The organism is Sphingobium sp. SA916, assembly GCF_002894065.1.
Taxonomy (GTDB): Bacteria; Pseudomonadota; Alphaproteobacteria; order Sphingomonadales; family Sphingomonadaceae; genus Sphingobium; species Sphingobium fuliginis.
The window spans coordinates 30,199-54,681 of the sequence record NZ_LXYF01000033.1 but is presented as its reverse complement, the minus strand read 5'-3'; the positions used below and the strand labels follow the sequence as shown (position 1 = coordinate 54,681).

Sequence of the window (24,483 nt, the reverse complement as noted above, 5' to 3'; positions counted from 1 at the left end):
AATCTCAAGCTGGTGCTGCGATCAGGCGAAGAGCAGAAGCCCAACGTCGATCTGGAGCTGATCGCTCTGATCCGCAAAGCGGAAGTGGCTCGGCAGCAGCTCTTCACGCAAACTTCCGCGACGAACGATCGCACAGCCGAGCGGGTCGCGCGACTGGCTTTCCTCGCGCCAGACATCATCACCGCCATTCTCGAAGGCCGGCAACCGGCGACACTCACGTCCCGGCGACTCATGAAGCATGCTGCCATTCCGCTGGACTGGAAAGCGCAGCGCGAGGCGCTCGGCTTCCAGTGCGCCTTGGCAAAACCGTGTGCCACCCGGAGAGGTCCCGTGAGACGCGGGGCCTTTTCTGTGGCTCTGAGGCCCAAAAGCACGTCTCTGCGGCACTCGGTTCTGCGGCACCTCGACAGAATGGCGCGGAACTGCGCCATTTTCGAGGCCCGGCACAGGCACTGCCTAAAAGGCCTCGTAATACGAGAATGCGTGGTGCACCCGGCGGGATTCGAACCCACGGCCCTCAGATTAGGAATCTGATGCTCTATCCTGCTGAGCTACGGGTGCCCGGTGACGGCTCTATTGCGAGAGAGCGGCGCGGTCAATTCTTCGCGTCGGGGGGAATGACCGGAAAAGGCAGCGGCGCAACCTCCACGCCCTCCGCGATCAAGGCTCGGGCCTCGCTCAGGGCCACTTCGCCATGGATGCTGGTGCGATCCTGCTCGCCATAATGCATGGCGCGCGCCTTTTCCGCGAAGTCGCGCCCGACCCAGGTCGAATCCTCCAGCGCCTTCTGCTGCGCCTTCGCCAGCGCAAGCACCAGTTCGCGCATTTTCGCTTCCTCGCCCGCACCCATGGTGATCGAAGCATCGCCCGAAGAAGCGATCTGCGGCATGGTTTCCGGCCGGCTGTTCCCCTTGGCAGCGACGGCGGGAGCCATCACCGCCTTGCCGACATGCCAGTCGCCGCAAAGCGGGCAGGCGAGCAGCCCACGCGCCTTCTGATCCTCATAATCGGCGCTGGAACCGAACCACGCCTCGAACACATGGCCTTGGGATTCGCATTTGAGGTCGAAAACGATCACGATAGCGTCACATCCATGGGCAGGGATCGCCGGTTGGCGAGCGCGGGCACCCGCCCGCGCACGTCCTCTATGCGCGACAGATCGATCTCCGCAAGAGCAAGGCCCGCCTGCTCGCCCATGTCGAGCACCATGTCCCCCCATGGGTCGACGATCAGGCTATGCCCGTAGGTGTCGCGGCCATCCGCATGATGGCCCGTCTGCGCGGCGGCGATGACGAAGCATCCCGCCTCTATGGCGCGCGCCCGCAGCAATATGTGCCAGTGCGCCCTCCCCGTCGGCACGGTGAAGGCAGCCGGCATCAGCAGCACCGTCGCGCCTGCGTTGGTGAGCGCCCGGTAGAGATCGGGAAAGCGCATGTCGTAACAGACCGACAATCCCATGCGGGCCCAGGGGGTGTCGACCGCCACGACCCGTTCGCCCGGCCCATAGACCGACGATTCGCGCCAGCTTTCGCCCGTCGCCAGATCGACGTCGAACAGATGGATCTTGTCGTAGCGGGCCCGGATCGCACCGCTATCGTCGATCATGAAGCTGCGATTGGCCCAGCGTCCGTCGCTCCGCTCATCCTTCAGCGGGGTCGAGCCCAGATGCACCCACAGCCCCTGCTTCGCCGCCGCATTACGCACTGCGGCGAGGACAGGGTCGTCCGCCTCCGAATGCAGGGTCGCCGCCGCCCTTTGCCGGTCGCGGTCCAGATAGCCCGCCATTTCGGGTGTGAAGAGAATATCCGCCCCCTCCCCCTTGGCACGCGCAGCCATGTCCGCGATGGCGGTGGCATTGGCGGCGGGATCGATCCCGCTGGTCATCTGGAAGATGGCGGCGCGCATCCGGCCTATGCCCCCAGCAGGGCGTCGAGCTTGCCCTGCCGCTCAAGCATCGCCATGTCGTCGCTGCCGCCGATATGCCGGCCGTCGATGAAAATCTGGGGCACGGTCGTCCCGCCATTGGCGCGGTCCAGCATTTCCTGCTGCCTGGGCCCGCCCATGGTGATGTCATATTCCTCGAACGCCACGCCCTTTCCGTTCAGCAGCGCCTTCGCCCGGGCGCAATAGCCGCACCAGGCCTTGGTATAGATTTCGACCTTCGCCATGTCTTACTCCTTGATCGTCGAAATTGTGGTTCGGCGGCTGTTTGTCAATCGGCGCCGTCCGGCAGCACCCGCGCCCAGCACAGCAGATGAACGCTTGCCGCTCCGCCGCGTTTCAGCGCCCGGGCGCAGGCGGCCGCCGTTGCGCCGCTGGTCTGCACGTCGTCGATCAGCAGAACGGCGCGTCCCTCGAGCATATGACCCGGGGCCAGGGCGAAGGCGCCGTGCACCGCCTTCGCCCGCGTCTTCGGACTCATGCCGCGCAGGGGCCGGGTCCGGCGGGTGCGGAGCAGCGCATGATTGTCGACCGGCAAGCCGGTCAGCCGCGCCAGATGGCGGGCGATCAGCGCCGACTGGTTGAAGCCCCGCCACCACAAGCGCCAGCGGTGCAGCGGCACCGGCACGATGACGGCATCGCGCGCCGCCGGAACCTGCCGCGCCATCTGCCTCGCAATCAGCCGCGCAAGACCGATGCGCCGCCCATATTTCAGCCGCAGCGCCACGGTGCGGGCGACATCGCCATAGGCCAGCACCGCCCGCGCGCTGTCATAGGGCGGCGGATCGGCCAGACAGGCTCCGCATTCCGCGCCATCCCCGCGGTCATAGTCGAAGGGAAGCCCGCAGCGGGCGCAGCAGGGCGCGCCCAGGAACCGCATCCCGCTCCAGCAGGCGAGGCAGAAGGCATCATCCGCAGCCACGATCTCGCCGCAGCCGGGGCAGCGTGGCGGCAGGGCATAATCGACCAGCGGGCCGAGCGCGGTTTTGAGGAGCGGGACGCTCTTGTGAAGCAGGGCAAGGGACATCATCTCCCTTGTTCCCGCTCCTTCGCCCATGCACAAGGCCCCGATGACCAATCCCGACATCTTCGACCGAGCCCTGCGCGCCAAAAGGCGCGACCGGATGATGGCGCGCTTTGCCGAGCATGACTTCCTCTATCGCATGATGCTGGACGAACTGCTGGACCGGCTGGGCGACGTGCAGCGCGAGCTGAAGGAAGTGCTGGTGATCGGCTGCCCCGACGGCAGCGCCCGGGCCGCGCTGGAGGCGATGGGCAAGAGCGTCGTCTGCGCCGACCCCGGCTTTGCGGCGGCGAAGGCGCAGGGCGGCGTGCAGGCCGATGAAGACGCCCTGCCCTTTGCCGATGAAAGTTTCGACCTGGTGATCGCCTGCGGCACGCTGGACAGCGTCAACGACCTGCCCGGCGCGCTGATCCTGATGCGGCGGATATTGCGCCCCGACGGGCTGATGCTGGCTGCTTTCGCGGGCGCAGGCTCGCTGCCGCTACTCCGCGCCGCGCTAATGACGGGCGAAGGGGACCGGGCGGGGCAGCATATCCATCCGCAGGTCGACGTTCGCTCGGCGGGTGATCTGCTGGCGCGGGCAGGCTTTACCATGCCGGTCGCGGACGGCGAAGTGCTGACGGTGCGCTACGGCGATATATTGCGGCTGATGCGCGACTTGCGGGGCATGGGGGCCGGCAATGTGCTGGCTTCGCGGCCGCCCGCGTTGCGGCGGGACGTTCTGATCGGGGCCACGGAGCATTTCGCGGCGGCGGCCGACGTCGATGGGCGGACGGCGGAGCAGATGGCCGTCATCTATCTTAGCGGATGGAAGGCCGATCCCAGCCAGGCGCAGCCCGCGCGACGGGGCAGCGCGACCGTTTCCCTGGCGGAGGCGCTGAAGCCGAAGCATTGACGGCGGTGAAAATGCAGCAAGGGGACTGTTCAATATGCCGCACCCATGCCCGCTTCCCTTTCCGAAATCCCCCATAATTCCGCCATTTTACCGATTGGCACACGTCTTGCGATTTTCCCCGGGCAACAACCGGAGACTTGCCAGCCGTGCCGACCCTATCCGACAGCGCCCCCACAAAGGCCAAGCAGCCCGATGAGATCTGGTTCACCCGCTGCCCCGTTCCGACTGCCACCGGCATCGCCTACAAGCTGGGCTGGCTGACCGAGAGCTTCGAGGGCGACGGCATTGCGCTGCGCACCTTGCAGGAGTCGGGATCGGAACTCGGCCGCCATCATTATGACCACCGCCTGCCCACGCTGATCCGCGAGGGCGGCAACATGCTGGCCATCGCCGCCCGCGCCCAGGGCGAGCCGACGAAGCTGATCGGCCTCACCTGGATCGAGGAGAGCCAGCTCATCCTAGCGCGGCCGGATTCCGGCATCCGCTCCGCTGCCGATCTCAAGGGCAAGCGGCTAGCCCTGCCCGGCTGGAGCCACAACGACATCCCCAGCCATGTGCGCGGCACCAGCATCGCGCGCGGCATGTCGCTCGCGGGGTATAAGGGCGCCCTGGCGTCGGCGGGGCTGAGCTTCGACGATGTAGAGCTGATCGAGACGCCCGACCGGCTGCGCAATATCGGCGGCAGCGGGCGCGACCTGCAACCACGCGGGTCGGGCCAGCGCAGCGGCGTAGGCCGCCTCTGGCCGATCGAGGCGCTGGTCGAGGGCAAAGTCGACGCCATCTATGTGAAGGGCGCCGCTGCGCTGGATCAGGCGCGGGAGAACGGTCTGGTCGTCGCCATCGATCTCGACGCCCTGCCCGACCCACGCTTTCGCGTGAACAACGGCACGCCGCGACCGATCACGGTCCATCAGAGCCTGATCGACGATCATTTCGACCTGCTGGTCCGCTTCCTGGCCGTCACCCTGCGCGCAGCCGATTGGGTCGCGGAGCAGCCCGACCGGCTGCGCGACATCCTCGAATATGAAACGGAGGGCAGCGCGCAGGCCGTCGACCAGGCCTATGCCCGGCTGCACGAAGGGCTGCACCCGACATTGGACGACGAACGGCTCGCCCTGTTCGACCTTCAGAAGAAGTTCCTGTTCACCCACGGCTTCCTCGATGCGGATTTCGCCCTGTCCGACTGGGTCGATCCCCGGCCGCTGGAGGCCGCCCGCGCCCTCAACGCCCAGCGTCCCCAACCTGTCGCCATTCCAGCCTGAAAGGAAATAAGCATGTCTGACACCAACGGACTTTCAAGGGAAACGATCGGCTTCGTGCTGCAGACGGAGAAGGACGCCCGCCGCGCCTTCCGCGTCCTGCGCGAGACCCATACCATCTCGGCCAGCGGCACCCTGTTCTTCGCGGTCCGCATCCCCGGCGAAGACAAGATCATCACGCTGAACTATGCCGGTCTGTGGGAAGACGATCCCGATCAGGCCGTCACCAGCGTCATCGGCTTCGACGGCACACTCCATTGGGGCAATGCGCCGGGCGGGGCGGCGCGCTACCTCAAGATCTTCAAGAAATATCCGGACTTCCAGGCGATCAGCCATGTCCACACGCCGCATCTGGGCGCCTATTCGCAGGCGCATTCGGAACTGCCGCTGCTGTACGTGCCCAACCGCCGCTTCCGCTTCACCGCGCAGCTTCCGGTCTATATCAACCGCCGCCAGCCTGAGCCGGACTTCATCCTGGAAGCGATCGAGCAGGATCGCGAAGTCCCCGGCATCGTGGAGGCCAATGGCGGCGCGACCATCTGGAGCTGGAAGGGGCTTCGCGACCTCACCAACACCATCGTGCTGCTGGAGGAAGGCGCGCAGTTCCAGATATTGGGGCAGGCGCTCGGCGGGTCAAAGCCCTTCGGCCCCGGCGTGCTGGAGCAGCAGTGGAAGATGGGCAAGCTGGTGCCGCCCGACGCCCGCGTCGATGATGACGGCACGATCCATCTGCCTGAAACCGCGCAAGCCGCCGAATGATGTTTGCAGTCCGGCGCCGTTGCTGACGCATTTGCGCGGTTAATCGGACCAGACCCCTCCCGTTCGCCCTGAACCTGTCGAAGGACCTTCCTCTCCTGAAGAAGTGAAGGGCTTCGACAAGCTCAGCCCGAACGGAGGTGAGGTGGTTCCGGTCAACCGCGCCATGCTCCAGCAGCGGCGTCGCTTTCCGGAGCGATCCCATGTCCCAGAAGAAGCGCCAGCTTGCGCTCGCCGTTTTCCTGACCCGCCACGGCCATCATCCCGGCGCCTGGCGCCAACCGGGCACCGCCGATACCGGCAAGCCCGATTTCCGCTATTGGGCCGGCCTCGTCCGCACCGCCGAGCGCGGCAAGCTGGACGCCGCCTTCTTCGCGGATTTCGTGGGGCAGAGCGGCGACAGCACCAAGGGGATCGCCCGGCGGCACGCTTTCCTCGATTTCGAACCGCTGACCGCAACGGCGGCGCTGGCCAGCATCACCAGCCATATCGGGCTGGTGGCGACGGTGAACACCAATTTCGAACAGCCCTATGCGCTGGCGCGGCGCTTCGCCTCGCTCGACCATATCAGCGGCGGGCGGATCGGCTGGAACATCGTGTCCTCGCTGGCGGACGGCGCGGCGAAGAGCTTCGGCATCGACCAGCCCGCCAGCCACGCCGAACGCTATGCCCGCGCCCATGACTTTGTGGAGCTGGCCAAGGCGCTGTGGGACAGTTGGGAAGACGACGCCTTCGAGGGCGCGGACAAGGACAGCGGCATCTACCTCAATGCCGACGCCGTGCACCCGGTCCATTATCGCGGGCCCTATTACGGCATCGACAGCGTGCTCGACATGCCGCGCCCGATCCAGGGCTATCCGGTCTTCGCACAGGCCGGCAATTCGGAGGTCGGCCGCGATTTCGCCGCCCGCCATGCCGAGATGATCTATGCCGCCGCCCAGTTCATCGAGGATGCGCAGGCCTTCTACAAGGATGTGAAGACGCGGGTCGCCGGTTACGGGCGCGATCCCGATACGCTGAAGGTGATGCCGGGCCTGTCCTTCACCATCGGCTCCAGTCTTCAGGAGGCGCAGGACAAGTTCGGCGCGCTGGAGGAGAAGGTCGATTTTTCAGGCGACCTCAATTTGATGGGACATGACGTCAGCGCCTATCCGCTCGACGGCCCGCTGCCCGACCTGCCGGAACCGGAGAATGGCAAGGGCCGCTGGCGGCAGCTCACCGCGCTGGCGCGGCGCGAGAATCTCACCATCCGCCAGCTTTTCCTGCGCTTCAACGCGGTGCGCGGGCATCGGGTGGTGCTGGGCACGCCAGTCGACATTGCCGACCAGATACAGGACTGGTTCGAGCGCGACGCCGCCGACGGTTTCAACCTGATCCCGCCGCTGTTGCCGAGTTCATTGGAGGATTTCGTGGACCTTGTGGTGCCGGAACTCCAGCGGCGCGGACTGTTCCGGACGGAATATGAGGGCACGACGCTGCGCGAGCATCTGAACCTGCCGCGTCCGGAGAATCCGAATGAGCGGCACGCTCCCGCCGAAGCCGTTCTGGAGTCCGCCGCCTAGGACTGTCCTGCTCCTGCCGGCGCAGGAGCATATCCTACCAACATCGAAAGGATTGCCGAATGAGCAACACACTCGACACGCTCTGGTACACGCGCTGCCCGGTGCCGACCGGCCTTGGCATCGCCATCCAGCAGGGCTGGCTGGAGGAAGCCTTCCGCGCGCAGGGCACCAGCCTGTCCTCGCTGCTCGAATCCAGCGATTTTTCCAAGCGGGAGTCGCATTTCTCGCACACCGTCCAGAACAGCGTGCGCCATGGCGGCAATATCCCGGCGATCAGCGCGAAGGCGCGGGGCCGCGACACGCGGGTCATCGGCCTGTCCTGGGCGGACGAGACGCAGTTGATCCTGGCCAGCCCGGAGTCCGGCATAGAGACGGTGCGCGACCTGAAGGGCCGCCGCTTCGGCCTGCCCAACTGGAAGAATGTCGAGATCGACTTCACCCGCGCCCAGGCCATTCGCGGCCTTGAAAATGCGCTGCGGCTGGAGGGACTGGAAGTCTCTGACGTCGAGATCGTCGATCAGGACATCGAGACTCATTATAGCGACGGGCAGGCGCAGACGGTCGGCGGCACGCTTGCCTGGAACGGGCGCAGCACCAGCCGGGCGCGGGCGAATAATCTCGAACTCATCGCCCTGCTGCGCGGCGAGGTCGACGCGATCTTCCTGAAGGGCGCGAGCGGCGCCCAGATCGCGCATCAATTCGGGCTCAAGACGGTGATCGATACCGGCATCCATCCCGATCCGCTGGTGCGCTCCAACAATGGCACGCCGCGCACGCTGGCGGTGGACGGGCATCTGATCGACCATCATTTCGACGCCGCCGTCACCATCGTCGAGCAGGTGCTGCGCGCCGAACGTTGGGCGCAGTCCCACCCGTCCGACGTCCGCCGTTATCTCGCCCGCGAAACCAACAGCAGCGAATATTGGGTCAGCATCGCCTATGGCGAGGACGCGCAGACGAAGCTGAAGACCGACCTTGCCGAACAGTCGGTCACGGCAATCCAGGACTTCACCGACTTCCTGCACCGCTGGAACTTCATTCCGCAAAGCTTCGACGTGCGCGACTGGATCGACGCCCGTCCGCTGGAAGCGGCGCAGTCGCTCGCGCTCGCAAGCTGAACGGAACCATGGGGGAGAGAGAATTTCCGCAACGCAGCCCGTTGCTGCGCTGCCTTGCCATCTATGGCGAGATGCCGGGCCGGTTTGCGCTGACCGCGGTGCTGCTGGCCGCCGTCAACGTCGCGCTGGTCGGTCAGCAGGTGATGGTCGGCCATGCCGTGCAGGAAGCGCAGCATGGCAGGCTGGTCGCTGCCGGTCCGGACGGGGTGCTGCATTATGACCGCGCCTGGTTCTGGGTCGCGCTGCTGATCGGCCTCTCGCTGGCGCGGGCGGCGGTGCAATATGGCGCGGGCCTCCTCTCCCTCTCCATCGGCCAGCGGCTGCTGACCATCCTGCGCGGGCGGATATTGACGCAGATACAGCGCCTCGACCTTGCCTATCACTGGCGCCATGGCGTGGGCGAGATGGTGACGCGCATGACCCGCGACGCCGACAAGGTGCGCGACGCGCTGATCAATTTCTGGCGGCAGATATTCGAAACCGGGCTGATTGTGACCATCTCGCTAGGCCTGCTGGCGCTCTATTCGCCCTGGCTCGCTCTGGGGCCGCTGGTCCTGCTGGCGATCGGCATCGGCCTGCTCTGGTCGGAAGCCGACACGCTGGTGGCGCTCGACCGGCGGATCGGGGATGCCTATGACGCGGTGACGCAGGACCTGTCGGAAGGCGTCAACGGCGTCCGCGTCATCAAGGCCTTCTCCCTGGGCGAAGCGCGGGCCGAGCGCTTCCGCCGCCATGTCGACCTGTTCCGGGTGGAGGCGCGGGCGGCGATCCGCCATGCCTGCCGCCGCATTCCCCTGCCCCAGACGATCATCGCCCTGTCCCATGCCTGGGTGCTGGGCCTGGGCGCCTGGATGGTGGCGCATGGCGCGCTTGGCCTGGGCGCGCTGGTGGCGGCGATGCTGGTCGTCAACACGCTGGTCCTGCGGATCGAGAGCATCGGCCGCCTGCTGCAGGTGATCGCGGACGCCCGCGCTTCGGCGGCGCGCATCTGGGAAGTGCTGGATGCGGAGCCGGTCATCAATTCGGGCAATGCGCCGCTGCCCGAAGGCCCCATCGGTTTCCGCCTGTCGCATGTCGCCGCCTCGCCCTTGGGCGACGGGGCGACCGTGCTGCGCGACCTCAGCCTTGCCGTGCGGCCGGGCGAGGTGGTGGCGCTGGTCGGCGCGACAGGATCGGGCAAGAGCATTCTCACCGCCCTGCTCCCCCGGCTGGTGGAGGTGGACGAGGGCCGCGTCGAACTGGGGTCGGCGGAAGCCGGCTGGCGGGACGTGCGGACGAGCGACCTGCATGCGTTGCGCCGCCGCGTCCATGTGCTGCCGCAGGAAAGCTTCCTCTTTTCCGACACGCTGGCCGCCAATCTGCGCCTCTGCGCGCCCGATGCGACCGACGACGAGTTGCGCGCGGCGCTGGACAAGGCGGCGGCTGGCGAATTGCTGGCCCGCCTTGAGGACGGGCTGGAAACGCGGGTGGGCGACCGGGGCGCGACCCTTTCGGGCGGCCAGCGCCAGCGTGTGTGCCTGGCCCGCGCATTGCTGGCGGATGCAGACATATTGGTCCTGGACGACGCCACCAGCGCCCTCGACGCGCAGACCGAAAGGCGGGCCATCGACAATATCCGCAAGCTCCGCGCCGAGCGCCCGGTCACTCTGCTGATCGTCGCCAGCCGCCTGTCGACCGCGCTCGCCGCCGACCGGGTGGCGGTGCTGAGCGGCGGCCGGATCGTCGCGGAGGGCACACATAAGCAATTGTCGCAGGACAGCGCGGCCTATCGCGACCTGATGGGACTGTAAGACAGATGAACGCATTCAGAGGCGACAGCGCCCTGTCCGACATCGAGCTGGAGGAGAAATTCTCCCAGCGCAGCCTGAACCAGAGCGTGGTCGAACGGCTGATCCCGCTGCTCGCGCCGATCTGGCGGCCCATCGCGGCCGTCATCGGCATAGAGATGGTGCAGGTGCTGGCGATCTTCGCCCGGCCGCTGCTGATCGGCCTCGTCATCGACCAGGGGCTGCGCCATGCCGAGACCAAGGCCGGAGGCGGCGTCGACGCGCCGCTGATCGCCTGGGCCTGCGCCGGGCTGGCGGCAAGCTGGGCCGTGCGTTTCGCGCTGGGCGGCCTGTCGCAATATTGCGCCGGGATCGCGGCGATCCGCCTGCTCAACGACCTGCGCACCCGCGTCTTCGCCCATGTCCAGACGCTCAGCGTCGGCTATTTCGACCGCACCAAGGCGGGCCGCATCATCGCCCGCGCAGACCGCGACGTCGACACGCTGGAACCGCTGCTGATCCAGGGGCCGCCGGAATTCCTCTCCGCCCTGTTGCGGCTGTGCCTGTCCGGCTTCCTGCTGTGGCTGATCGCGCCGGTGCTGCTCGCGGGGCTGGTGGCGGTGGTGCCTGTCCTGATCGCCGCCACCTTCCTCTTCAAGCGCGTGGCGCAGCGCAGTTGGGCCAAGGTGGCCGAAAACCGCAGCCGCTTCACCGCCCATCTGGTCGAGACCGTGGCTGCCGTCCGTCTGATCAAGCAATCGGGCCGCGAGCAGGAAAATCTGGCTAAATATCAAAGGCTGCTGGAGGACTTCAATTCCTCCCTGATCTACGGCTCCGTCCGCTCGGGCTGGTTCGCGCCCTTTACCGGCCTGCTCACCACGGCGGGCCTGGCGCTGACGCTGATCGTTGGCGGACGCGGCATCGCGCTCGGCACGCTCACACTGGGCGAACTGACGCAAAGCCTGTTCTACGTTTTCCTCTTCCTTGCGCCCCTGCAGGAATTCAGCGACCTTTTCGAACGTTTCGCCAACGGCACCGCCTGCGCCCAGCGCGTCTTCCTGCTGCTCGATACGCAACCCGACATCGTGGATCGGACCGATGCCGCCGTCCTCGACGCGGTGGAGGGCCGGATCGAGTTCCGCAATGTCCGTTTCGGCTATCGCCCCGGCCAGCCGGTCATTCGCGACCTCAGCCTGGATATAGAAGCGGGCGAGCTATTGGCGATCGTCGGTCCGACCGGCCATGGCAAAAGCACGCTGGTCCAGTTACTGACCCGTTTCTACGATGTGGACGAAGGGTCGATCCTCCTGGACGGGCAGGATATTCGCGCCGTTTCCGAACGCAGCCTGCGCCGCCATATCGGCGTCGTGCTTCAGGACAATGTCCTTTTCGGCGGAACGGTGCTGGAAAATCTCCGCCTCGCGAGGCCCGAGGCCAGCGACGAAGAACTGATCGCGGCATCGAAGCGCATAGGCGCGGACGAAGTGCTCGATGCTTTGCCCCACGGCTATGCGACCCATGTCGGTCCGCTCGGCAGCCAGCTCAGTCAGGGACAGCGGCAACTGGTTTGCCTTGTACGCGCCTATCTCGCCGATCCATCAGTGCTGATCCTGGATGAGGCGACCTCCGCCATCGACGTCAGCACCGAAAGGCGCATCCAGCGCGCCTTGCGGGTGCTGTGCGAGGGGCGAACCTCCATCGTCATCGCCCATCGCCTGGAAACCATCCGGTCGGCGCACCGCATCGCCGTCATCGAAAATGGCGGGGTGCGGGAAATCGGATCGCACCGCTCGCTGCTGGAAAGCGGCGGGCGTTACGCCGCCATCTATCGGGCGCATGAGGAAACAGCGGTCTTGATGGAGCAGCCAATGGCGGCTGCCCTGCCCTGATGCACGATCAGGGCGTGGAATCGCGCCTGTCCTTTTCCGGATAATCCTCCGGCTTCACCTGCCCCACCACCGGACGATCCTCTACCCGTTCCTGATCCTGCCCACCGGTCGTCCGGGGGTCTTCCTCTTCGCGCCCGGGCAGGGCGTCGCCCAGCGGTCCCTTGGGCGTCCGCGCCTTTTCGGGCGCATGATCGCGGTCATTCCGATCCATCGCTCGCCTCCACTTTTTCGGCAGTGCCCGGCTCGGCCATCTTGCGATGCCGCTCCGCCAGTACGCCCGCCGGCGTGACATGCGCGGCGGCGGCCTGCAGCTTGTTCTTCCAGCCGGATACGATATGCGCCTTCCCGTCCATCAGCGCGTCCCAGCCGTCCCTGGCGACCTTGGCCGGATCGTCCTTCTCGTCCGCGCCGACCTTGGTGTCCAGCATCTCGGCGCGGTCGAAGAACTCGGTCTCCGTCGGGCCGGGCATCAGGTTGGTGATGGTGACGCCATCGGCATCCTTGATCTCGTTCCGGACCGCATCGGCGAAACTGTCGATGAAGGCCTTTGTGCCATTATAGACCGCCTGGAAGGAGCCGGGCATGAAGCCGGCGATCGATCCGGTGACCAGCACCTTGCCCGCATTCCGGGCGACCATCGGCCGCAATATCTGCTGGAGCAGGTAAACGGTGCCCGTGATGTTGGTGTCGATCACCCGGCGCCAGTCGGCCACGTCCTGCTCCAGAAAGGCATGGCCCAAACCCCGCCCCGCATTGGCGCAAAGCAGGTCGACCCGCCGCCCGCCGGTACAGGTGATCAGGCGGTCCACCCCTTCCATGGTGGAAAGGTCGGACTCCACCGCCTGCACGTCGACGCCATGACGCCGAAAGTCGTCCGCCGCCGCATGGATCAGCGGTTCGTCGGCCACCACCAGCAGGTCATAGCCGTCCTGCGCGGCGAGATGCGCAAGTTCGAAGCCGATGCCGGTCGACGCACCGGTCACGATCGCGAATTTCTGCGAAGCCATATGCTTCTCCTTTCAGGCGTCCCGGGCGGGCTGCATGCCCGGCTTCAGGACGATCTTGGTCACTTCGTTCTGCCTGTCGTGGAACATGCGATAGCCCTCCGCCGCCTGCTCCAGCGGCAGGCGGTGGCTGATCAGGAAGGTCGTATCGATCTTGTCCTCCATGATCGCGTTCAGCAGGCCCGGCATATAATGCTGCACATGGGTCTGGCCGGTCTTCAGCGTCAGCCCCTTCTCCATGAAGGCGCCCAGCGGAAATTTGTCGACGAAGCCGCCATAGACCGCCGGCATGGAAACCCGCCCGCCCTTGCGGCAGGCGAGGATCGCCTGCCGGATCGAATGGGCGCGGTCGGTTCCCATGAAGGTCGCCACCTTGATCTGGTCCCAGACATTGTCCGCGAAGAAGCCATGCGCCTCCAGCCCGACGGCATCGATGCAGGCGTCGGGGCCGATGCCGCCGGTCATCTCCATCAGCGCTTCATAGGTCTTGCTTTCCTCATAATTGATCGTCTCCGCGCCGAAGCGGCGGGCGAGTTCCAGCCGGTGGGGGAAATGGTCGATGGCGATCACCCGCTCCGCCCCCATGAGGAAGGCGGACTGCACCGCGAACAGGCCGACGGGGCCGCAGCCCCAGACGGCGACGGTGTCACCCGGCTCGATCTGCGCATTTTCGGCGGCCATCCAGCCGGTCGGCAAGATGTCGGACAGGAACAGCACCTTGTCGTCGTCCACCCCATCCGGGACGACGATGGGACCGACATCGGAAAAGGGGACGCGAACATATTCCGCCTGTCCCCCCGCATAGCCGCCCGTCATGTGGCTGTATCCGAACAGGCCCGCCATCGGCTGTCCGTAGATCGCCTGGGCGATGTCCTGATTGTCGGCGGGCAGGCCGTTGTCGCAGGCCGAATATTGATGCTTGCCGCAATGGAAGCAGCTTCCGCAGGATATGGTGAAGGGCACGACCACCCGTTGCCCCTTCTTCAGCGTCGAACCCGGCCCTGTCTCCACCACTTCGCCCATGAATTCGTGGCCCAATATGTCCCCCGCCTTCATCGTCGGGATATAGCCGTCATAGAGATGCAGGTCCGATCCGCAGATCGCGGTGGAGGTGATGCGGATGATCGCGTCGCGGGGATTGACGATTTCGGGATCGTCCACGGTTTCGACCCGGACGTCATGCTTGCCATGCCATGTGAGCGCGCGCATCAGGTGCCTTCCTCTTCATATTCACGGCGGTTGCGCGCGCTGGTCGCGATCTCGCCGGTTTCCATCAGTTGCTTGAAGCGCCGCAGGTCACGGCGCGCCTGGATGGCCGGTTCGCGCTGGAACATCTTGGCGATGGCCTTGCCGATGAAGCCGCCGGGCGGATCATAGAGGATCGTCGCCGTCACCCAGCATCCCCGGCCGCCCGGCGCGTCGCGAAAATCCACGCGGCCGCTATTGGGCACGTCCGCGCCCTCCTCGGAAGCCCAGGCGATGGTTTCGCCCGGGCGATCCTCCGTAATGGCGGATACCCATTCGACGGTGCTTCCGGCGGGCGCCTTCACCACCCAGCGGGAACGGCAATCGTCCAGAGGTTCGACAGCAACGACATTTTCCAGAAACAGCGGAAGATTGCCGACGTCGCGCCAGAAGGCATATAGCTCCTCCCGCGGCCGGTCGATCGTCACCGTCTTGCCGATCAGATCGTCGCCCTTCGCTTCCACCAGGCTGTCGGCGGCCTGCGCCGCCGCATCATCCTGTTTCGCCGTGGTGAGCGGTGCGTCATCACTCATGCTGACCCTCCTTGAAAGGTCAGACAGCAACCAGTTCATCCGCTCCGCCGTTCCGCCCGACCCAGCCGAAAAGCGGCAAAACGCCGGTTTGCTAACATGGGTAAGTCCTGCCGCAGGCCGGGGAACAGGGGCTGACGGCCCCTCGTTGTCACGGGCAGGAGACCCGGAGGAGAAGATCATGAAGCAGGCGCATTTCAGAAGCGGCGGGACATTGATCGGGGCCGGCATCGGCGCCAGCCTGGCGCTGCTCGGCATCGTCGGACGAAAGCTGGCGGTTCAGGCTCCGACAGCGCTGGCCGGCGATTGGGACCGGGCGCTGGCGGCGGAACATGCCATGACGCTCGTGCTGTTCGACAAGCTGGGCGAGACACAGCCGGGCGGCAAGCGCAGGATGCTGTTGATGCAGCTCAAGCATGCGCTCGGCAAGCATGCGCTGGAGGAGGAGAACGCCGTCTATCCCGCCATGCGCGCGGCGGGCCTTAAGGAAGAGGCCGACGCGCTGAACGGCGACCATGGCTATGTGAAGCAATATCTCTACGACCTGAGCGATCTGGTACAGGATGATGCGGGGTTCCGGAGCAAGCTGGCGGCGTTCCGCGCCGACATACAGGACCATATGCGCAAGGAGGAGGATGAGCTTTTCCCCCGGCTGAAACAGGCGCTCGATCCGCAAGCCGTGAGCCGCCTGACCCGGCGGATGAACCAGGAGGGGCTGAAACTGGCCTGAGGAAACTGGCCTGAAAAGGAGAGCATCATGGACGAGCCCCGAAAGACGCGTTCCCTGCCCACCGAACATACGCGCGATCCGAACATCTCTACGGAGAACCAGCCCGAAGGCGCAGCCCGCCGGCCCAGCGACACGTTGGACCGGGAGCCGGATCGCGATCCGCTGAGCGGCGGCGCCATACCATCCAATTACGACCCGCGCACCATGACGCGGCGGGGCGAGGAAGAGGACAGCCGCGCCGGGCGGGAGGACGCCGGCGCGAAAAGCCGGCGGGAGGAAGGCAGCGGATCACCGGCCGACAGACGTTCCGACTGACCCTTTTCGCGATCCGGACGGGCAGATTCCGCTCTTGCGAACGGTTCGCTTGGAACCGACGCATGGCTGGCGACTTCCACCGGAAGCAACGCCCACGGAGGAGGAAGACCATGGCCAATCAGCAGTTCACCGACGCGATCGCCCTTCTGAAAGCCGACCACCGCAAGGTGGAGGATCTGTTCGAGCAGTTCGAAAAGGCCGGATCGCCCGCGCGCAAGAAGACGCTGGCGCGGCAGATCTGCCTGGAACTCAAGATCCACACGCTGATCGAGGAGGAAATCTTCTACCCCGCCTTCCGCGGCAAGATAGAGGACGATACGCTGGACGAGGCCTATGTCGAGCATGACGGAGCCAAGCTGCTCGTCAACGACATAGAGGAAGGCGATCCTTCCGACGATTTCTTCGACGCCAAGGTCAAGGTGCTGTCCGAAGAGATCAAGCATCATGTGCATGAGGAGGAAATGCGTGGCGAGGGCATGTTCGCCCAATGCCGGAAAACCGATGTGGACCTGATCCAGCTCCGCGACGCGATGCTGGCGCGCAAGGAAGAATTGTTGAAGGAGGCGGGGAATGGCGGCCTTCCGCCGGCCAAGCCGCGCGTCATCCAACCCGTGCGGGCCTGACGGCTGCGGACCGCCGGCCGAAGCCTCTCCCCTTCGGCCGGCCTGTTTCCGGCAGCGCCTGTCCACGGCGCATGCCAGCTTCGAAACGCCGATTCCGATTAACCTGAGTGATGGGCGGCCCCGCCCGCTCCAGCTATGATCGCCTGGCAATGACAAGGAGAGAGCCCGTGTCCCGCCATGATGATGCGTCCTATTTCGAAGCCCGGGCCAGAGAAGAAATCCGCAAGGCGAGCGAAGCCAAGCAGCGCGGCGACAAGGGCGTGATGATCGCCGTCCATGCCGAACTGGCCGTGCGGTACCAGGCCAAGGCCCTGCAATTGCAACGCCACTGATCCATTTCCCCGATCCTGCTTTCCCCGCATATAGGGAAGGCAGGGCGCCAGGCCTTGAAAGCTGTCCCCTGTCCCGCCATCTGGCGGTTCGGATTCCACTGGGGAGAGATTTCGATACTGCCATGACCACCACGACCGGCACCGCACCCGAAACCCGTTCCTTCGAGGCCGACGTCGCCCGCCTGCTGCACATGATGGTGCACTCGGTCTATTCGGACAAGGACGTCTTCCTGCGCGAGTTGATCTCGAACGCGGCCGACGCCTGCGAAAAGCTGCGCTACGAACTGCTGAGCGATCCCGCGCTTGCCGGGGACGACGGCCAGCCGCGCATCACCGTCACGCTCGATCCCGAAGCGCGGCAGCTCATCGTCGAGGATAATGGCATCGGCATGAGCGAGGTGGAGCTGGCCGAAGCGCTCGGCACCATCGCCCGATCCGGCACGCGCGCCTTCATGGAGCGCGTCGCGGCGGTCAGGGAAGGCGCCAAGGAAGGGGAAGGCGCGCAACTGATCGGGCAGTTCGGCGTCGGCTTCTATTCCGCCTTCATGGTCGCGGACAGGGTGGATGTCTTTTCCCGCCGCGCCGGGGCCGATGTCGCCGCGCATTGGGCGTCGGACGGCCTTGGCAGCTACACCATCCAGCTTGTCGACATCGCTGACGCGCCCGCTCGCGGCACCCGCATCGTCCTCCATCTGAAGGAAGACGCCGCCAGCTATACCGAGCCATTCACCACCCAGCGCATCGTCACCGCGCAGTCGGGCCATGTCCCCGTCCCCATCTTCCTCAAGGAAAAGCCGGATGCGGAGGAAAAGCAGATCGCGGACGGCGCGGCGCTCTGGACCCGCCCCAGGTCCGACATCACGGCGGAGGAATATACCGACTTCTACCGCAGCACCGCCGGACAGTTCGATGAGCCCGCGCTGACGCTCCATTATCGCGCGGAGGGGCTGCACGAATATTCGGTTCTCGCCTTTCTCCCCTCCATGCGCCCCTTCGACCTGTTCGATCCGGACCGCGCCGGGCGGATGAAGCTCTATGTCCGCCGGGTCTTCATCACCGACGAGGCGCAGATATTGCCGCGCTACCTGCGCTTCGTGCGCGGGCTGGTCGACAGCAACGACCTGCCGCTCAACGTCTCGCGCGAGATGATCCAGGAAAGCCCGGTCCTCGCCGCGGTCCAGAAGGGCGTCGCGAACCGCATCCTTTCCGAACTGGACAAGCTGGCCCAGAAGGATGGTGAAGCCTATCTCAAATTCTGGGACAATTTCGGCGCGGTGCTGAAGGAAGGGCTGTACGAGGATTTCGCCCGGCGGGAGGCGCTGCTCGGCCTCGCCCGTTTCAAAAGCACGGCGTCGGGGGAAGGCTGGCGCTCGCTCAAGGACTATGTCGAGGCGATCAAGGACAATCAGACCGCGATCTACTATGCCACCGGCGCCGATCTCGACCGGCTCGCCTCCTCTCCCCAGCTCGAAGGCTTCCGCGCCCGCGGGATCGAGGTGCTGCTGCTCACCGACCAGGTCGACAGCTTCTGGGTCACGGCCGGCGTCGACTATCAGGGCAAGCCGTTCAAGTCCGTGACGCAGGGCCTGGCCGACCTCAGCCTGATCCCGCTGGCGGAGGGCGAGACGCCCGCCGCAGAGGCATCGGCGGAGGTGGACGGCTTCATCGCCTATGCCAGGGACGTGCTGGGCGAGGCGGTCTCCGACGTCCGCGCATCGGAACGGCTGACGGAAAGCGCCGTCTGCCTGGTCGCGCCGGACAATGCGATGGACCGCCAGCTTGAAAAGCTGCTGGCGGGGGCCGGACGGATCGACAATGCGGCCAGGCCGGTGCTGGAGATCAATCCCCGCCATGACCTCATCGTCAAACTCGGCACGCTGCCCGACGGCAGCGATCTGCGCGCGGACGCCGCATGGCTGCTGCTTGACGAGGCGCGGATCGCGGATGGCGAATTGCCGGCCGATCCGCGCGCCTTTTCCGCCCGCCTCGCCCGCATGATCGGCGGCGCGATCGAATAGGATGACGGGTGGCCGGGACCGCGCCCGGCCACCCCCATATCGGGGCGGCATCGAACGACAATCCGCTTGCCAGCCCCGCGAAAGCGCGCCAAGCACGCGGCAACAGGAAAATGAGGGGATAGCGCGTCGATGAGCTATTATGACGTTCTGATCGTAGGTGCCGGCCATGCCGGGGCGCAGGCGGGCATTTCGCTGCGCCAGCTCGGCTTCGAAGGGTCCATCGCGATGATAGGCGATGAAAAGGACCCGCCCTATGAGCGTCCGCCCCTCTCCAAGGAATATTTCGCCGGCGACAAGAGCTTCGACCGCATCCTGATCCGCCCGGCCAGCTTCTGGGAAGAACGCAAGATCGACATGCTGCTCGGCCTGCGCGTGAAGGCTGTCGATCCGGCGGGCAAGTTCGTGACGGCGGGCGACCGCGAAATCGGCTATGGCAAGCTGATCTGGTGCACCGGCGGCTCCCCGCGCATGCTGACCTGCAACGGGGCCGACGCGCCCAATGTCCATGCCGTGCGCCGCCGCGACGATGTCGACGCGATGATGGCGAAGCTCGACCGGACCGATCATGTGACCGTGATCGGCGGCGGCTATATCGGGCTGGAAGCAGCGGCCGTGCTCAGCAAGTTCGGCAAGAAGGTGGTGCTGCTCGAAGCACTGGACCGCGTGCTGGCGCGCGTGGCGGGAGAGGAATTGTCGCGCTTCTACGAGGCGGAGCATCGCGCCCATGGCGTCGACCTGCGCACCGGGGCGCGGATGGACTGCATCGAAGTCACCGACGCAGAGGATGGTCCTCGGGCGACCGCCGTGCTGATGGAGGATGGCGAGCGGATCGAAACCGACATGGTGATCGTCGGCATCGGCATCGTCCCCGAAACGGGCCCGCTGATCGCGGCGGGCGCGGTCGGGGGGAATGGCGTGGATGTGGACGAATATTGCCGCACCAGCCTGCCCGACATCTATGCGGTGGGCGATTGCGCCGCCCATGCCAACGGCTTTGCACGCGGCGCGCAAATCCGGCTCGAATCGGTTCAGAACGCCAATGATCAGGCGAAGACGGCGGTCAGCCACATCATGGGCAAGGAAGAACCCTATCACGCCGTGCCCTGGTTCTGGTCGAACCAATATGATCTGAAGCTTCAGACCGTGGGCCTGTCGATCGGGCACGACCAGACGATCCTGCGCGGCGATCCGGCGACCCGCAGCTTCTCCGTCCTGTATCTGAAGGGCGGCAAGCTGATAGCGCTCGACTGCGTCAATGCGGTCAAGGATTATGTGCAGGGCCGCGCCCATGTCATTTCGGGCGCGGTGCTGGACCAGGCGCAGCTTGCCGATGCCAACGTGCCGCTCAAGGAAGTCGGCCTCGCCTGACCGGAAGGATGAAGGTCAGCCCCGAAAGCTGGCCTTCATCGCCAGTTCCCAGGGTCCGCCGCGATAATGCCAGGCAGCAAGGCCGACGATGGCAAGCGGCCTTGGGTGGAAGCCCCGCCGCAATTCGGTGGCCAGCGCCTTTGCCTCGGCCGGTTCGGCCTTGTTCTGCACCGTGACGTGGAAGCGCGGCCGCCCCCGATCCTGCGACGACAACAATCCTGCGAAGGCTTCCGCCAGTTCCTCCCGCATCGCCAGCAGCTCCGGACTTTCCACCCTATAGGCGACCCCCCGCCCCAGCAGCATGACCTCCGTCAGCCTCGCGCCCGGCGGCGGACCCGCGCAGAGCCGCTTCAGCCGCAGCGCCACTTCCGCCAGGGCGGAGGGCGGCAGATGATGGAACAGCGTGATATGCGCGGGCACCAGATTGCGTTCCGCCGGGAAATGCGCGCGGCGCAAACCGTCCGCCCAGGCGAAATCCGCCGCGCCCATCAAAGCCGTCACGACGATCGGCGCCGCCAGGGACTCATCCGCCAAAATCCGGCATCTCCTTTCGCAAAATCCCGTCAGCCGCTATGATCCATCCCGGCGGTCCCGACAGGGAGACCGCCGATATAGGGGGAACCGCCATGACAGCGCCACGATCCTTTCGAGCCATCGGAATCCTGTTGCTGCTCTGGAACCTGATGGGGGTAGCCGCCTTCATCATGCAATATGGCGCGGACCTCGGCCAACTGGCGAAGACCGATCCCTATAGCGCCAGGATCTTCGCCTCCATGCCCGGCTGGGCCTGGACCGCTTATGCAGTCGCGGTCGGCGCGGGCACGCTTGGCGCGATCCTGCTGCTGCTCCGCAAAGCCGCCGCCGCGCCCTTGTTCCTGCTCTCGATCCTCGCCGTGGTCGTGCAGTTCGGCTACAGCTTCATCCACACCGACCTGCTGGCGGTGAAGGGCCCCACGGCCGCGATCTTTCCGGCCATAATCCTGATCATCGCCCTCTTCCAATGGCGCTATGCCCGCAACCTGATTGCAAAGGCCGTTCTCCGCTAGGGTGTATGGGGATTCAGCCCATGGCGGGCTGCAAATGGCGGCTTTCTGCGCTTCCAGTGCTCACGTACTTTGAGTACGCTCCGCGCCGGTTCTCGAAATCCACCATTTTCGCTCCACCCTGAACTGAATCCCCACACACCCTAGAGTAGCGTGCAGAAAAGCCTGTCCTGAGCCTACGGAAACTTGGAGAGCGCGGCCCGCGCCGATGTAACGCAGCGCGCTCTCGCATGTGGAGCGTTCAGCCTGCTCGCGGTATCGGTCCGCCCTCTCCGGGCTCCATTCGCGCGAAGAGCGCCTTAAGCCGCCGACAACACCGGCGCCTGCCCGACAGCATTCAGATCGAAGGGCACGGTCTGGTACATTTCGTCGATCCAGTTGCCGAACAGCAGATGCGCGTGGCTGCGCCAGTGATTTTGCGGCGCCTGCGTGGGATCGTCGTCAGGGAAATAATGGGCGGGCAACTGCCTTGCCCCATCGCGCGCATATTCCTCCGCCAGCGTCATCGTGTCATATTCGAGATGGTTGAACATATGCAGGAAGCCGCGCCCCGAATCGCCGATCAGGCAAAGCCCCGATTCGTCGCTCTCGGCCAATATCTGCAATCCCCGCCCCTCCGGAATATCCTCCCGCCGCACCTCCGACCAGCGCGACACGGGAACGCGGAAATCGTCCGAAAAACCCCGCATCCAGGGCGATGACGGCACATGAACATGATGGCGGAACACACCGAACGCCTTGCGCTCCAGCCCATGTTTCTCCACGCCATGGAAATGATGCAGCGCCGCCTGCGCCGCCCAGCAGATGCTGAGCGAGCGATGCACATGGGTCTGCGTCCAGTCGAATATGGCGCGCAATTCGTCCCAATAGCTCACCGCTTCGAAAGGGAGCTGCTCCACGGGCGCTCCGGTGATGATGAAGCCGTCGAACCGCTCGTCCCGCACATCGCTCCATGGGCGGTAGAAGGATGCCATATGGTCGGCGGAGGTGTTGCGCGACACATGGTCGCTGATCCGCACCAGCGTCAGTTCGACCTGCAACGGCGTCGCGCCGAGCAGCCGGGCAAGCTGCGTCTCCGTGCTGATCTTGTCGGGCATGAGGTTGAGCAGCGCGATGCGAAGCGGGCGAATGTCCTGCCGGACGGCGTCGGCTTCACGCATGACGACCACGCCCTCGGCCTCCAATGTGCGGCGGGCGGGCAGGTCGTCGGCTATCTTGATCGGCACTTCACGTCATTCCTTGTTCCGGAGCGACGCTTCACGATGTGGCTTGGGTCCGCTTGGTTGCCGGATCGGCCACATCCTCCTTCACGGAGTGCCACCTTGCCCGGATCGGCAGGTTGGCGTTGGGCGTCGTCCCAACTCTTGATGCTGTGCGCTCAATAGGCGGACGACAGGCGTTTGGCAATCGCTGCTTTCGGGAAGAAAAGGAAAACTTTGAGGCGTGCCGTTCAATTTCGGCGGGAAATCCTTCCCGACGCGCCATGACGGCCAACCAGCCTTCACGCCGCTTCTAGGCCGCCAATCTCAAGAAAGGCACCGGCTCTGTCGAGCGCAGGACGATGGGCTTGCCTTCCGACGCCTCGAACAGTTCGCCGTCCAGAATGACGCTGCTATGGTCGCCCTCGATGCGGATGACATCGCCCTGTTCCAGATGGATGCCCTGCATCTGCGATTTGCCGACCCGTCTGGTGATGCTCGCCCAGAACAGGCGCAGCAGGGCGGACAGGCTCTGGTCCACCGCCATCAGCTTCATATTGCCGCGCCGGCTGTCCCCCGGCTGCACGCCAAGCAGCAATCGTTCCAATGTCGTCACGATCAGCACGGCGAAACGCCCCGCCAATTGCCCGTCGCGGATCAGGGAAATCCGCACCGGGCGGCTGGATTGCGGCAGGAATCGGGCGCGGATGCCGAAGATCAGCGACACCAGCACCGCGATCACGGTCAGAAAATGGCTGAGGCCGTTGGACAGGCCCAGCGGATAGATCTGGTTGCGGCAATAGAGCATGTAGTCGGCCAGCCCCGCTCCGCCCAGGAACATGCCCAGCACCGGCCGGCTTTCCGCCTGCCCGTCCGACAGGGCGATCAGCTCGCGCGCCACGACATGGTCGTCGACGCCCGCCTTGGCGATCTGGACGATCCGTTCCAGCGCCTTGATCGGATCGCCATGGATGCCGAGGTCCAGCGCGATCAGATTGGTCTTGCCGTTGGGCAACACCGCGATGGGCGGCACGCGGCCCTTGAAATGCTCGCCCTGATACAGTTCCGTCAACGCCGCCTGCACCGTGCCGTCGCCGCCGTTGATGACGATGACGACGGGATCGACGCGGGCGATGGTCTGGAGCGCCCGGCCGATCTGGTCGACATGCTCCACCTCATAATGGAAGATGTCTGGATTGCTGGCGCAATAGCTGCGCACGCGCGGAAGCGTCTGCCGGTTGCCCGTGGATTTGGGGTTGGACAAAAGGGCGACGCGGACCATGGTCGGGGATCACATATATTTGAGGTTGATGGTGATCTTCGTCACGCCCGGCCCTGCATAGAAGGCGGCCTTTTCGACCCCCGGCTTGCCCAGGTTGAAGATGCTGATCGACGGATTGTTCGAAAATCCGCCGCCGTCGCGCGAAATGTCCGTCTTGCCGTTGCCGTCGCGGTCATGGCGCACGGCGATGCCATATTTGCCGGGTTGCGGCACAGGCATGCAGAAACGCATTGCGCCGTTGCTGGCCTTCACCGGAACGTCGATACGGCCCAGCCATTCGCCCTTGGCGAGCCAGGCCGCCTTCGTCGCGGGATAGGATTGCACGCGCACCTTGCCGGTCGAGGCAGCGAAGCCGCGCACGTCGACCAGAACCGCCGGGCCCTTGGCGTCCGTGGAGCAGCGTTCCAGGTCGTTGCCGATCTCCATACCATGGGCGATGGCCGGGGCGGCGGCGAACAATGCCCCTACCGACATCAGACCCACTGCAACTTTGAACATGACCATCCAACTCCGTGAAGCTATAGCCGCCCAGTGACACCGGACGGCGAGCCCCTGTTCGCCCCGCAACTTACCTGACTCGCATA

The 24,483-nt window shown here is 65.5% G+C and carries 27 protein-coding genes, 1 tRNA gene and 1 riboswitch; of the genes, 14 read left to right on the top strand and 14 right to left on the bottom strand.

Features of this window, described 5'->3' with window-relative positions; translation table 11 throughout:
* Nucleotides 1–21: 21 nt before the first annotated feature.
* The 6 genes from A8G00_RS09865 to A8G00_RS09840 all read right to left on the bottom strand — a co-directional run bounded on the left by A8G00_RS09865 (nucleotide 22) and on the right by A8G00_RS09840 (nucleotide 2,971).
* A complete protein-coding gene (locus A8G00_RS09865; RefSeq protein ID WP_146032581.1) occupies nucleotides 22–240 on the bottom strand; it encodes a hypothetical protein in 219 nt (72 codons plus the stop codon).
* A 244-nt stretch (nucleotides 241–484) separates the two neighbouring features.
* Nucleotides 485–561 (bottom strand) — tRNA-Arg (locus A8G00_RS09860).
* A 34-nt stretch (nucleotides 562–595) separates the two neighbouring features.
* Nucleotides 596–1,078, bottom strand: coding sequence for a DUF1178 family protein (locus A8G00_RS09855; protein ID WP_103000536.1), 483 nt, complete (start codon nucleotides 1,076–1,078; stop codon nucleotides 596–598).
* Complete coding sequence (locus A8G00_RS09850; RefSeq protein WP_103000535.1) at nucleotides 1,075–1,905, bottom strand: carbon-nitrogen hydrolase family protein; 831 nt, start codon at nucleotides 1,903–1,905, stop codon at nucleotides 1,075–1,077. The genes A8G00_RS09855 and A8G00_RS09850 overlap by 4 nt, the downstream gene beginning before the upstream one ends.
* 5 nt (nucleotides 1,906–1,910) lie before the next feature.
* The gene (grxC, locus tag A8G00_RS09845; protein ID WP_025547737.1) at nucleotides 1,911–2,168 is read right to left on the bottom strand and encodes a glutaredoxin 3; all 258 of its coding nucleotides are present in this window, start codon (nucleotides 2,166–2,168) and stop codon (nucleotides 1,911–1,913) included.
* Between the two features lie 44 nt (nucleotides 2,169–2,212).
* Nucleotides 2,213–2,971 (bottom strand): ComF family protein, encoded by a 759-nt coding sequence (locus A8G00_RS09840; RefSeq protein WP_103000534.1) that lies wholly within the window; start codon nucleotides 2,969–2,971, stop codon nucleotides 2,213–2,215.
* Between the two features lie 40 nt (nucleotides 2,972–3,011).
* Between A8G00_RS09840 and A8G00_RS09835 the strand changes: the two genes are divergently transcribed.
* The 7 genes from A8G00_RS09835 (at nucleotide 3,012) to A8G00_RS09805 (ending at nucleotide 12,210) form a co-directional block, all read left to right on the top strand.
* Nucleotides 3,012–3,860, top strand: coding sequence for a class I SAM-dependent methyltransferase (locus A8G00_RS09835; protein ID WP_103000556.1), 849 nt, complete (start codon nucleotides 3,012–3,014; stop codon nucleotides 3,858–3,860).
* A 146-nt stretch (nucleotides 3,861–4,006) separates the two neighbouring features.
* Nucleotides 4,007–5,122: an ABC transporter substrate-binding protein gene (locus A8G00_RS09830; protein WP_044660016.1), complete on the top strand. Its 1,116-nt coding sequence runs from the start codon at nucleotides 4,007–4,009 to the stop codon at nucleotides 5,120–5,122.
* A 12-nt stretch (nucleotides 5,123–5,134) separates the two neighbouring features.
* The gene (locus tag A8G00_RS09825; RefSeq protein WP_048578324.1) at nucleotides 5,135–5,878 is read left to right on the top strand and encodes a class II aldolase/adducin family protein; all 744 of its coding nucleotides are present in this window, start codon (nucleotides 5,135–5,137) and stop codon (nucleotides 5,876–5,878) included.
* 200 nt (nucleotides 5,879–6,078) lie between these two features.
* Entirely contained in the window at nucleotides 6,079–7,437 is a 1,359-nt protein-coding gene (locus A8G00_RS09820; protein ID WP_048578325.1) for an LLM class flavin-dependent oxidoreductase, read from the top strand.
* Between the two features lie 59 nt (nucleotides 7,438–7,496).
* Nucleotides 7,497–8,555 carry an ABC transporter substrate-binding protein gene (locus A8G00_RS09815; protein WP_103000533.1) on the top strand — a complete coding sequence of 353 codons (1,059 nt, stop codon included), beginning with the start codon at nucleotides 7,497–7,499 and terminating at the stop codon, nucleotides 8,553–8,555.
* An 8-nt stretch (nucleotides 8,556–8,563) separates the two neighbouring features.
* Complete coding sequence (locus tag A8G00_RS09810) at nucleotides 8,564–10,345, top strand: ABC transporter ATP-binding protein (RefSeq protein WP_103000532.1); 1,782 nt, start codon at nucleotides 8,564–8,566, stop codon at nucleotides 10,343–10,345.
* Nucleotides 10,346–10,350: 5 nt separating this feature from the next.
* Nucleotides 10,351–12,210, top strand: a complete 1,860-nt coding sequence (locus tag A8G00_RS09805) for an ABC transporter ATP-binding protein (RefSeq protein WP_103000531.1) — start codon at nucleotides 10,351–10,353, stop codon at nucleotides 12,208–12,210.
* 7 nt (nucleotides 12,211–12,217) lie between these two features.
* Here the strand turns inward: A8G00_RS09805 and A8G00_RS09800 are convergent, their stop codons facing one another.
* The 4 genes from A8G00_RS09800 to A8G00_RS09785 are packed head-to-tail and all read right to left on the bottom strand — an operon-like array spanning nucleotide 12,218 to nucleotide 14,992.
* Entirely contained in the window at nucleotides 12,218–12,421 is a 204-nt protein-coding gene (locus A8G00_RS09800; protein WP_025547750.1) for a hypothetical protein, read from the bottom strand.
* On the bottom strand, nucleotides 12,408–13,217 hold the full coding sequence (locus A8G00_RS09795; protein ID WP_061937335.1) for an SDR family oxidoreductase: 810 nt from the start codon (nucleotides 13,215–13,217) through the stop codon (nucleotides 12,408–12,410). Before A8G00_RS09795 ends, A8G00_RS09800 begins: the two co-directional genes overlap by 14 nt.
* Before the next feature lie 12 nt (nucleotides 13,218–13,229).
* Nucleotides 13,230–14,423 carry a zinc-dependent alcohol dehydrogenase gene (locus A8G00_RS09790; protein WP_025547753.1) on the bottom strand — a complete coding sequence of 398 codons (1,194 nt, stop codon included), beginning with the start codon at nucleotides 14,421–14,423 and terminating at the stop codon, nucleotides 13,230–13,232.
* Nucleotides 14,423–14,992 carry an SRPBCC family protein gene (locus tag A8G00_RS09785; protein WP_103000530.1) on the bottom strand — a complete coding sequence of 190 codons (570 nt, stop codon included), beginning with the start codon at nucleotides 14,990–14,992 and terminating at the stop codon, nucleotides 14,423–14,425. The genes A8G00_RS09790 and A8G00_RS09785 overlap by 1 nt, the downstream gene beginning before the upstream one ends.
* 178 nt (nucleotides 14,993–15,170) lie before the next feature.
* Between A8G00_RS09785 and A8G00_RS09780 the strand changes: the two genes are divergently transcribed.
* From A8G00_RS09780 to A8G00_RS09760, 6 genes are all read left to right on the top strand, one after another.
* Complete coding sequence (locus A8G00_RS09780; protein WP_103000529.1) at nucleotides 15,171–15,719, top strand: hemerythrin domain-containing protein; 549 nt, start codon at nucleotides 15,171–15,173, stop codon at nucleotides 15,717–15,719.
* Between the two features lie 27 nt (nucleotides 15,720–15,746).
* The gene (locus A8G00_RS09775) at nucleotides 15,747–16,034 is read left to right on the top strand and encodes a hypothetical protein (RefSeq protein WP_103000528.1); all 288 of its coding nucleotides are present in this window, start codon (nucleotides 15,747–15,749) and stop codon (nucleotides 16,032–16,034) included.
* A 110-nt stretch (nucleotides 16,035–16,144) separates the two neighbouring features.
* Nucleotides 16,145–16,657: a hemerythrin domain-containing protein gene (locus tag A8G00_RS09770; RefSeq protein ID WP_103000527.1), complete on the top strand. Its 513-nt coding sequence runs from the start codon at nucleotides 16,145–16,147 to the stop codon at nucleotides 16,655–16,657.
* 167 nt (nucleotides 16,658–16,824) lie between these two features.
* Nucleotides 16,825–16,989: a hypothetical protein gene (locus A8G00_RS25110; RefSeq protein ID WP_165363302.1), complete on the top strand. Its 165-nt coding sequence runs from the start codon at nucleotides 16,825–16,827 to the stop codon at nucleotides 16,987–16,989.
* Between the two features lie 122 nt (nucleotides 16,990–17,111).
* Entirely contained in the window at nucleotides 17,112–19,007 is a 1,896-nt protein-coding gene (htpG, locus tag A8G00_RS09765) for a molecular chaperone HtpG (RefSeq protein ID WP_048578693.1), read from the top strand.
* A gap of 129 nt (nucleotides 19,008–19,136) precedes the next feature.
* A complete protein-coding gene (locus A8G00_RS09760) occupies nucleotides 19,137–20,375 on the top strand; it encodes an NAD(P)/FAD-dependent oxidoreductase (RefSeq protein ID WP_103000526.1) in 1,239 nt (412 codons plus the stop codon).
* Between the two features lie 15 nt (nucleotides 20,376–20,390).
* Here the strand turns inward: A8G00_RS09760 and A8G00_RS09755 are convergent, their stop codons facing one another.
* Nucleotides 20,391–20,894 (bottom strand): 2'-5' RNA ligase family protein, encoded by a 504-nt coding sequence (locus tag A8G00_RS09755; protein WP_172451820.1) that lies wholly within the window; start codon nucleotides 20,892–20,894, stop codon nucleotides 20,391–20,393.
* A 107-nt stretch (nucleotides 20,895–21,001) separates the two neighbouring features.
* On the opposite strand from A8G00_RS09755, the gene A8G00_RS09750 reads away from it, so the two are divergent.
* Nucleotides 21,002–21,421 (top strand): hypothetical protein, encoded by a 420-nt coding sequence (locus tag A8G00_RS09750; protein ID WP_048578695.1) that lies wholly within the window; start codon nucleotides 21,002–21,004, stop codon nucleotides 21,419–21,421.
* A gap of 296 nt (nucleotides 21,422–21,717) precedes the next feature.
* Here A8G00_RS09750 and metA read toward each other — a convergent pair whose 3' ends face one another.
* From metA to A8G00_RS09735, 3 genes are all read right to left on the bottom strand, one after another.
* A complete protein-coding gene (metA, locus tag A8G00_RS09745) occupies nucleotides 21,718–22,644 on the bottom strand; it encodes a homoserine O-succinyltransferase (RefSeq protein ID WP_103000525.1) in 927 nt (308 codons plus the stop codon).
* 43 nt (nucleotides 22,645–22,687) lie between these two features.
* Nucleotides 22,688–22,794, bottom strand: a riboswitch (SAM-I-IV-variant riboswitch).
* A 136-nt stretch (nucleotides 22,795–22,930) separates the two neighbouring features.
* The gene (locus A8G00_RS09740; RefSeq protein ID WP_025549744.1) at nucleotides 22,931–23,899 is read right to left on the bottom strand and encodes a diacylglycerol kinase family protein; all 969 of its coding nucleotides are present in this window, start codon (nucleotides 23,897–23,899) and stop codon (nucleotides 22,931–22,933) included.
* Nucleotides 23,900–23,908: 9 nt separating this feature from the next.
* Nucleotides 23,909–24,403, bottom strand: a complete 495-nt coding sequence (locus A8G00_RS09735) for a DUF2141 domain-containing protein (RefSeq protein WP_025549743.1) — start codon at nucleotides 24,401–24,403, stop codon at nucleotides 23,909–23,911.
* Nucleotides 24,404–24,483 lie beyond the last annotated feature (80 nt).

What these genes read in the sequence shown, in the direction of transcription:
- A8G00_RS09865 (WP_146032581.1), bottom strand. Translation starts at nt 240, where the DNA reads ATGCTTCATGAGTCGCCGGGACGTGAGTGTCGCCGGTTGCCGGCCTTC.
- A8G00_RS09850 (WP_103000535.1), bottom strand. Translation starts at nt 1,905, where the DNA reads ATGCGCGCCGCCATCTTCCAGATGACCAGCGGGATCGATCCCGCCGCC.
- grxC (WP_025547737.1), bottom strand. Translation starts at nt 2,168, where the DNA reads ATGGCGAAGGTCGAAATCTATACCAAGGCCTGGTGCGGCTATTGCGCC.
- A8G00_RS09840 (WP_103000534.1), bottom strand. Translation starts at nt 2,971, where the DNA reads ATGATGTCCCTTGCCCTGCTTCACAAGAGCGTCCCGCTCCTCAAAACC.
- A8G00_RS09835 (WP_103000556.1), top strand. Translation starts at nt 3,012, where the DNA reads ATGACCAATCCCGACATCTTCGACCGAGCCCTGCGCGCCAAAAGGCGC.
- A8G00_RS09825 (WP_048578324.1), top strand. Translation starts at nt 5,135, where the DNA reads ATGTCTGACACCAACGGACTTTCAAGGGAAACGATCGGCTTCGTGCTG.
- A8G00_RS09820 (WP_048578325.1), top strand. Translation starts at nt 6,079, where the DNA reads ATGTCCCAGAAGAAGCGCCAGCTTGCGCTCGCCGTTTTCCTGACCCGC.
- A8G00_RS09815 (WP_103000533.1), top strand. Translation starts at nt 7,497, where the DNA reads ATGAGCAACACACTCGACACGCTCTGGTACACGCGCTGCCCGGTGCCG.
- A8G00_RS09810 (WP_103000532.1), top strand. Translation starts at nt 8,564, where the DNA reads ATGGGGGAGAGAGAATTTCCGCAACGCAGCCCGTTGCTGCGCTGCCTT.
- A8G00_RS09805 (WP_103000531.1), top strand. Translation starts at nt 10,351, where the DNA reads ATGAACGCATTCAGAGGCGACAGCGCCCTGTCCGACATCGAGCTGGAG.
- A8G00_RS09800 (WP_025547750.1), bottom strand. Translation starts at nt 12,421, where the DNA reads ATGGATCGGAATGACCGCGATCATGCGCCCGAAAAGGCGCGGACGCCC.
- A8G00_RS09795 (WP_061937335.1), bottom strand. Translation starts at nt 13,217, where the DNA reads ATGGCTTCGCAGAAATTCGCGATCGTGACCGGTGCGTCGACCGGCATC.
- A8G00_RS09790 (WP_025547753.1), bottom strand. Translation starts at nt 14,423, where the DNA reads ATGCGCGCGCTCACATGGCATGGCAAGCATGACGTCCGGGTCGAAACC.
- A8G00_RS09785 (WP_103000530.1), bottom strand. Translation starts at nt 14,992, where the DNA reads ATGAGTGATGACGCACCGCTCACCACGGCGAAACAGGATGATGCGGCG.
- A8G00_RS09780 (WP_103000529.1), top strand. Translation starts at nt 15,171, where the DNA reads ATGAAGCAGGCGCATTTCAGAAGCGGCGGGACATTGATCGGGGCCGGC.
- A8G00_RS09775 (WP_103000528.1), top strand. Translation starts at nt 15,747, where the DNA reads ATGGACGAGCCCCGAAAGACGCGTTCCCTGCCCACCGAACATACGCGC.
- A8G00_RS09770 (WP_103000527.1), top strand. Translation starts at nt 16,145, where the DNA reads ATGGCCAATCAGCAGTTCACCGACGCGATCGCCCTTCTGAAAGCCGAC.
- htpG (WP_048578693.1), top strand. Translation starts at nt 17,112, where the DNA reads ATGACCACCACGACCGGCACCGCACCCGAAACCCGTTCCTTCGAGGCC.
- A8G00_RS09760 (WP_103000526.1), top strand. Translation starts at nt 19,137, where the DNA reads ATGAGCTATTATGACGTTCTGATCGTAGGTGCCGGCCATGCCGGGGCG.
- A8G00_RS09750 (WP_048578695.1), top strand. Translation starts at nt 21,002, where the DNA reads ATGACAGCGCCACGATCCTTTCGAGCCATCGGAATCCTGTTGCTGCTC.
- A8G00_RS09740 (WP_025549744.1), bottom strand. Translation starts at nt 23,899, where the DNA reads ATGGTCCGCGTCGCCCTTTTGTCCAACCCCAAATCCACGGGCAACCGG.
- A8G00_RS09735 (WP_025549743.1), bottom strand. Translation starts at nt 24,403, where the DNA reads ATGGTCATGTTCAAAGTTGCAGTGGGTCTGATGTCGGTAGGGGCATTG.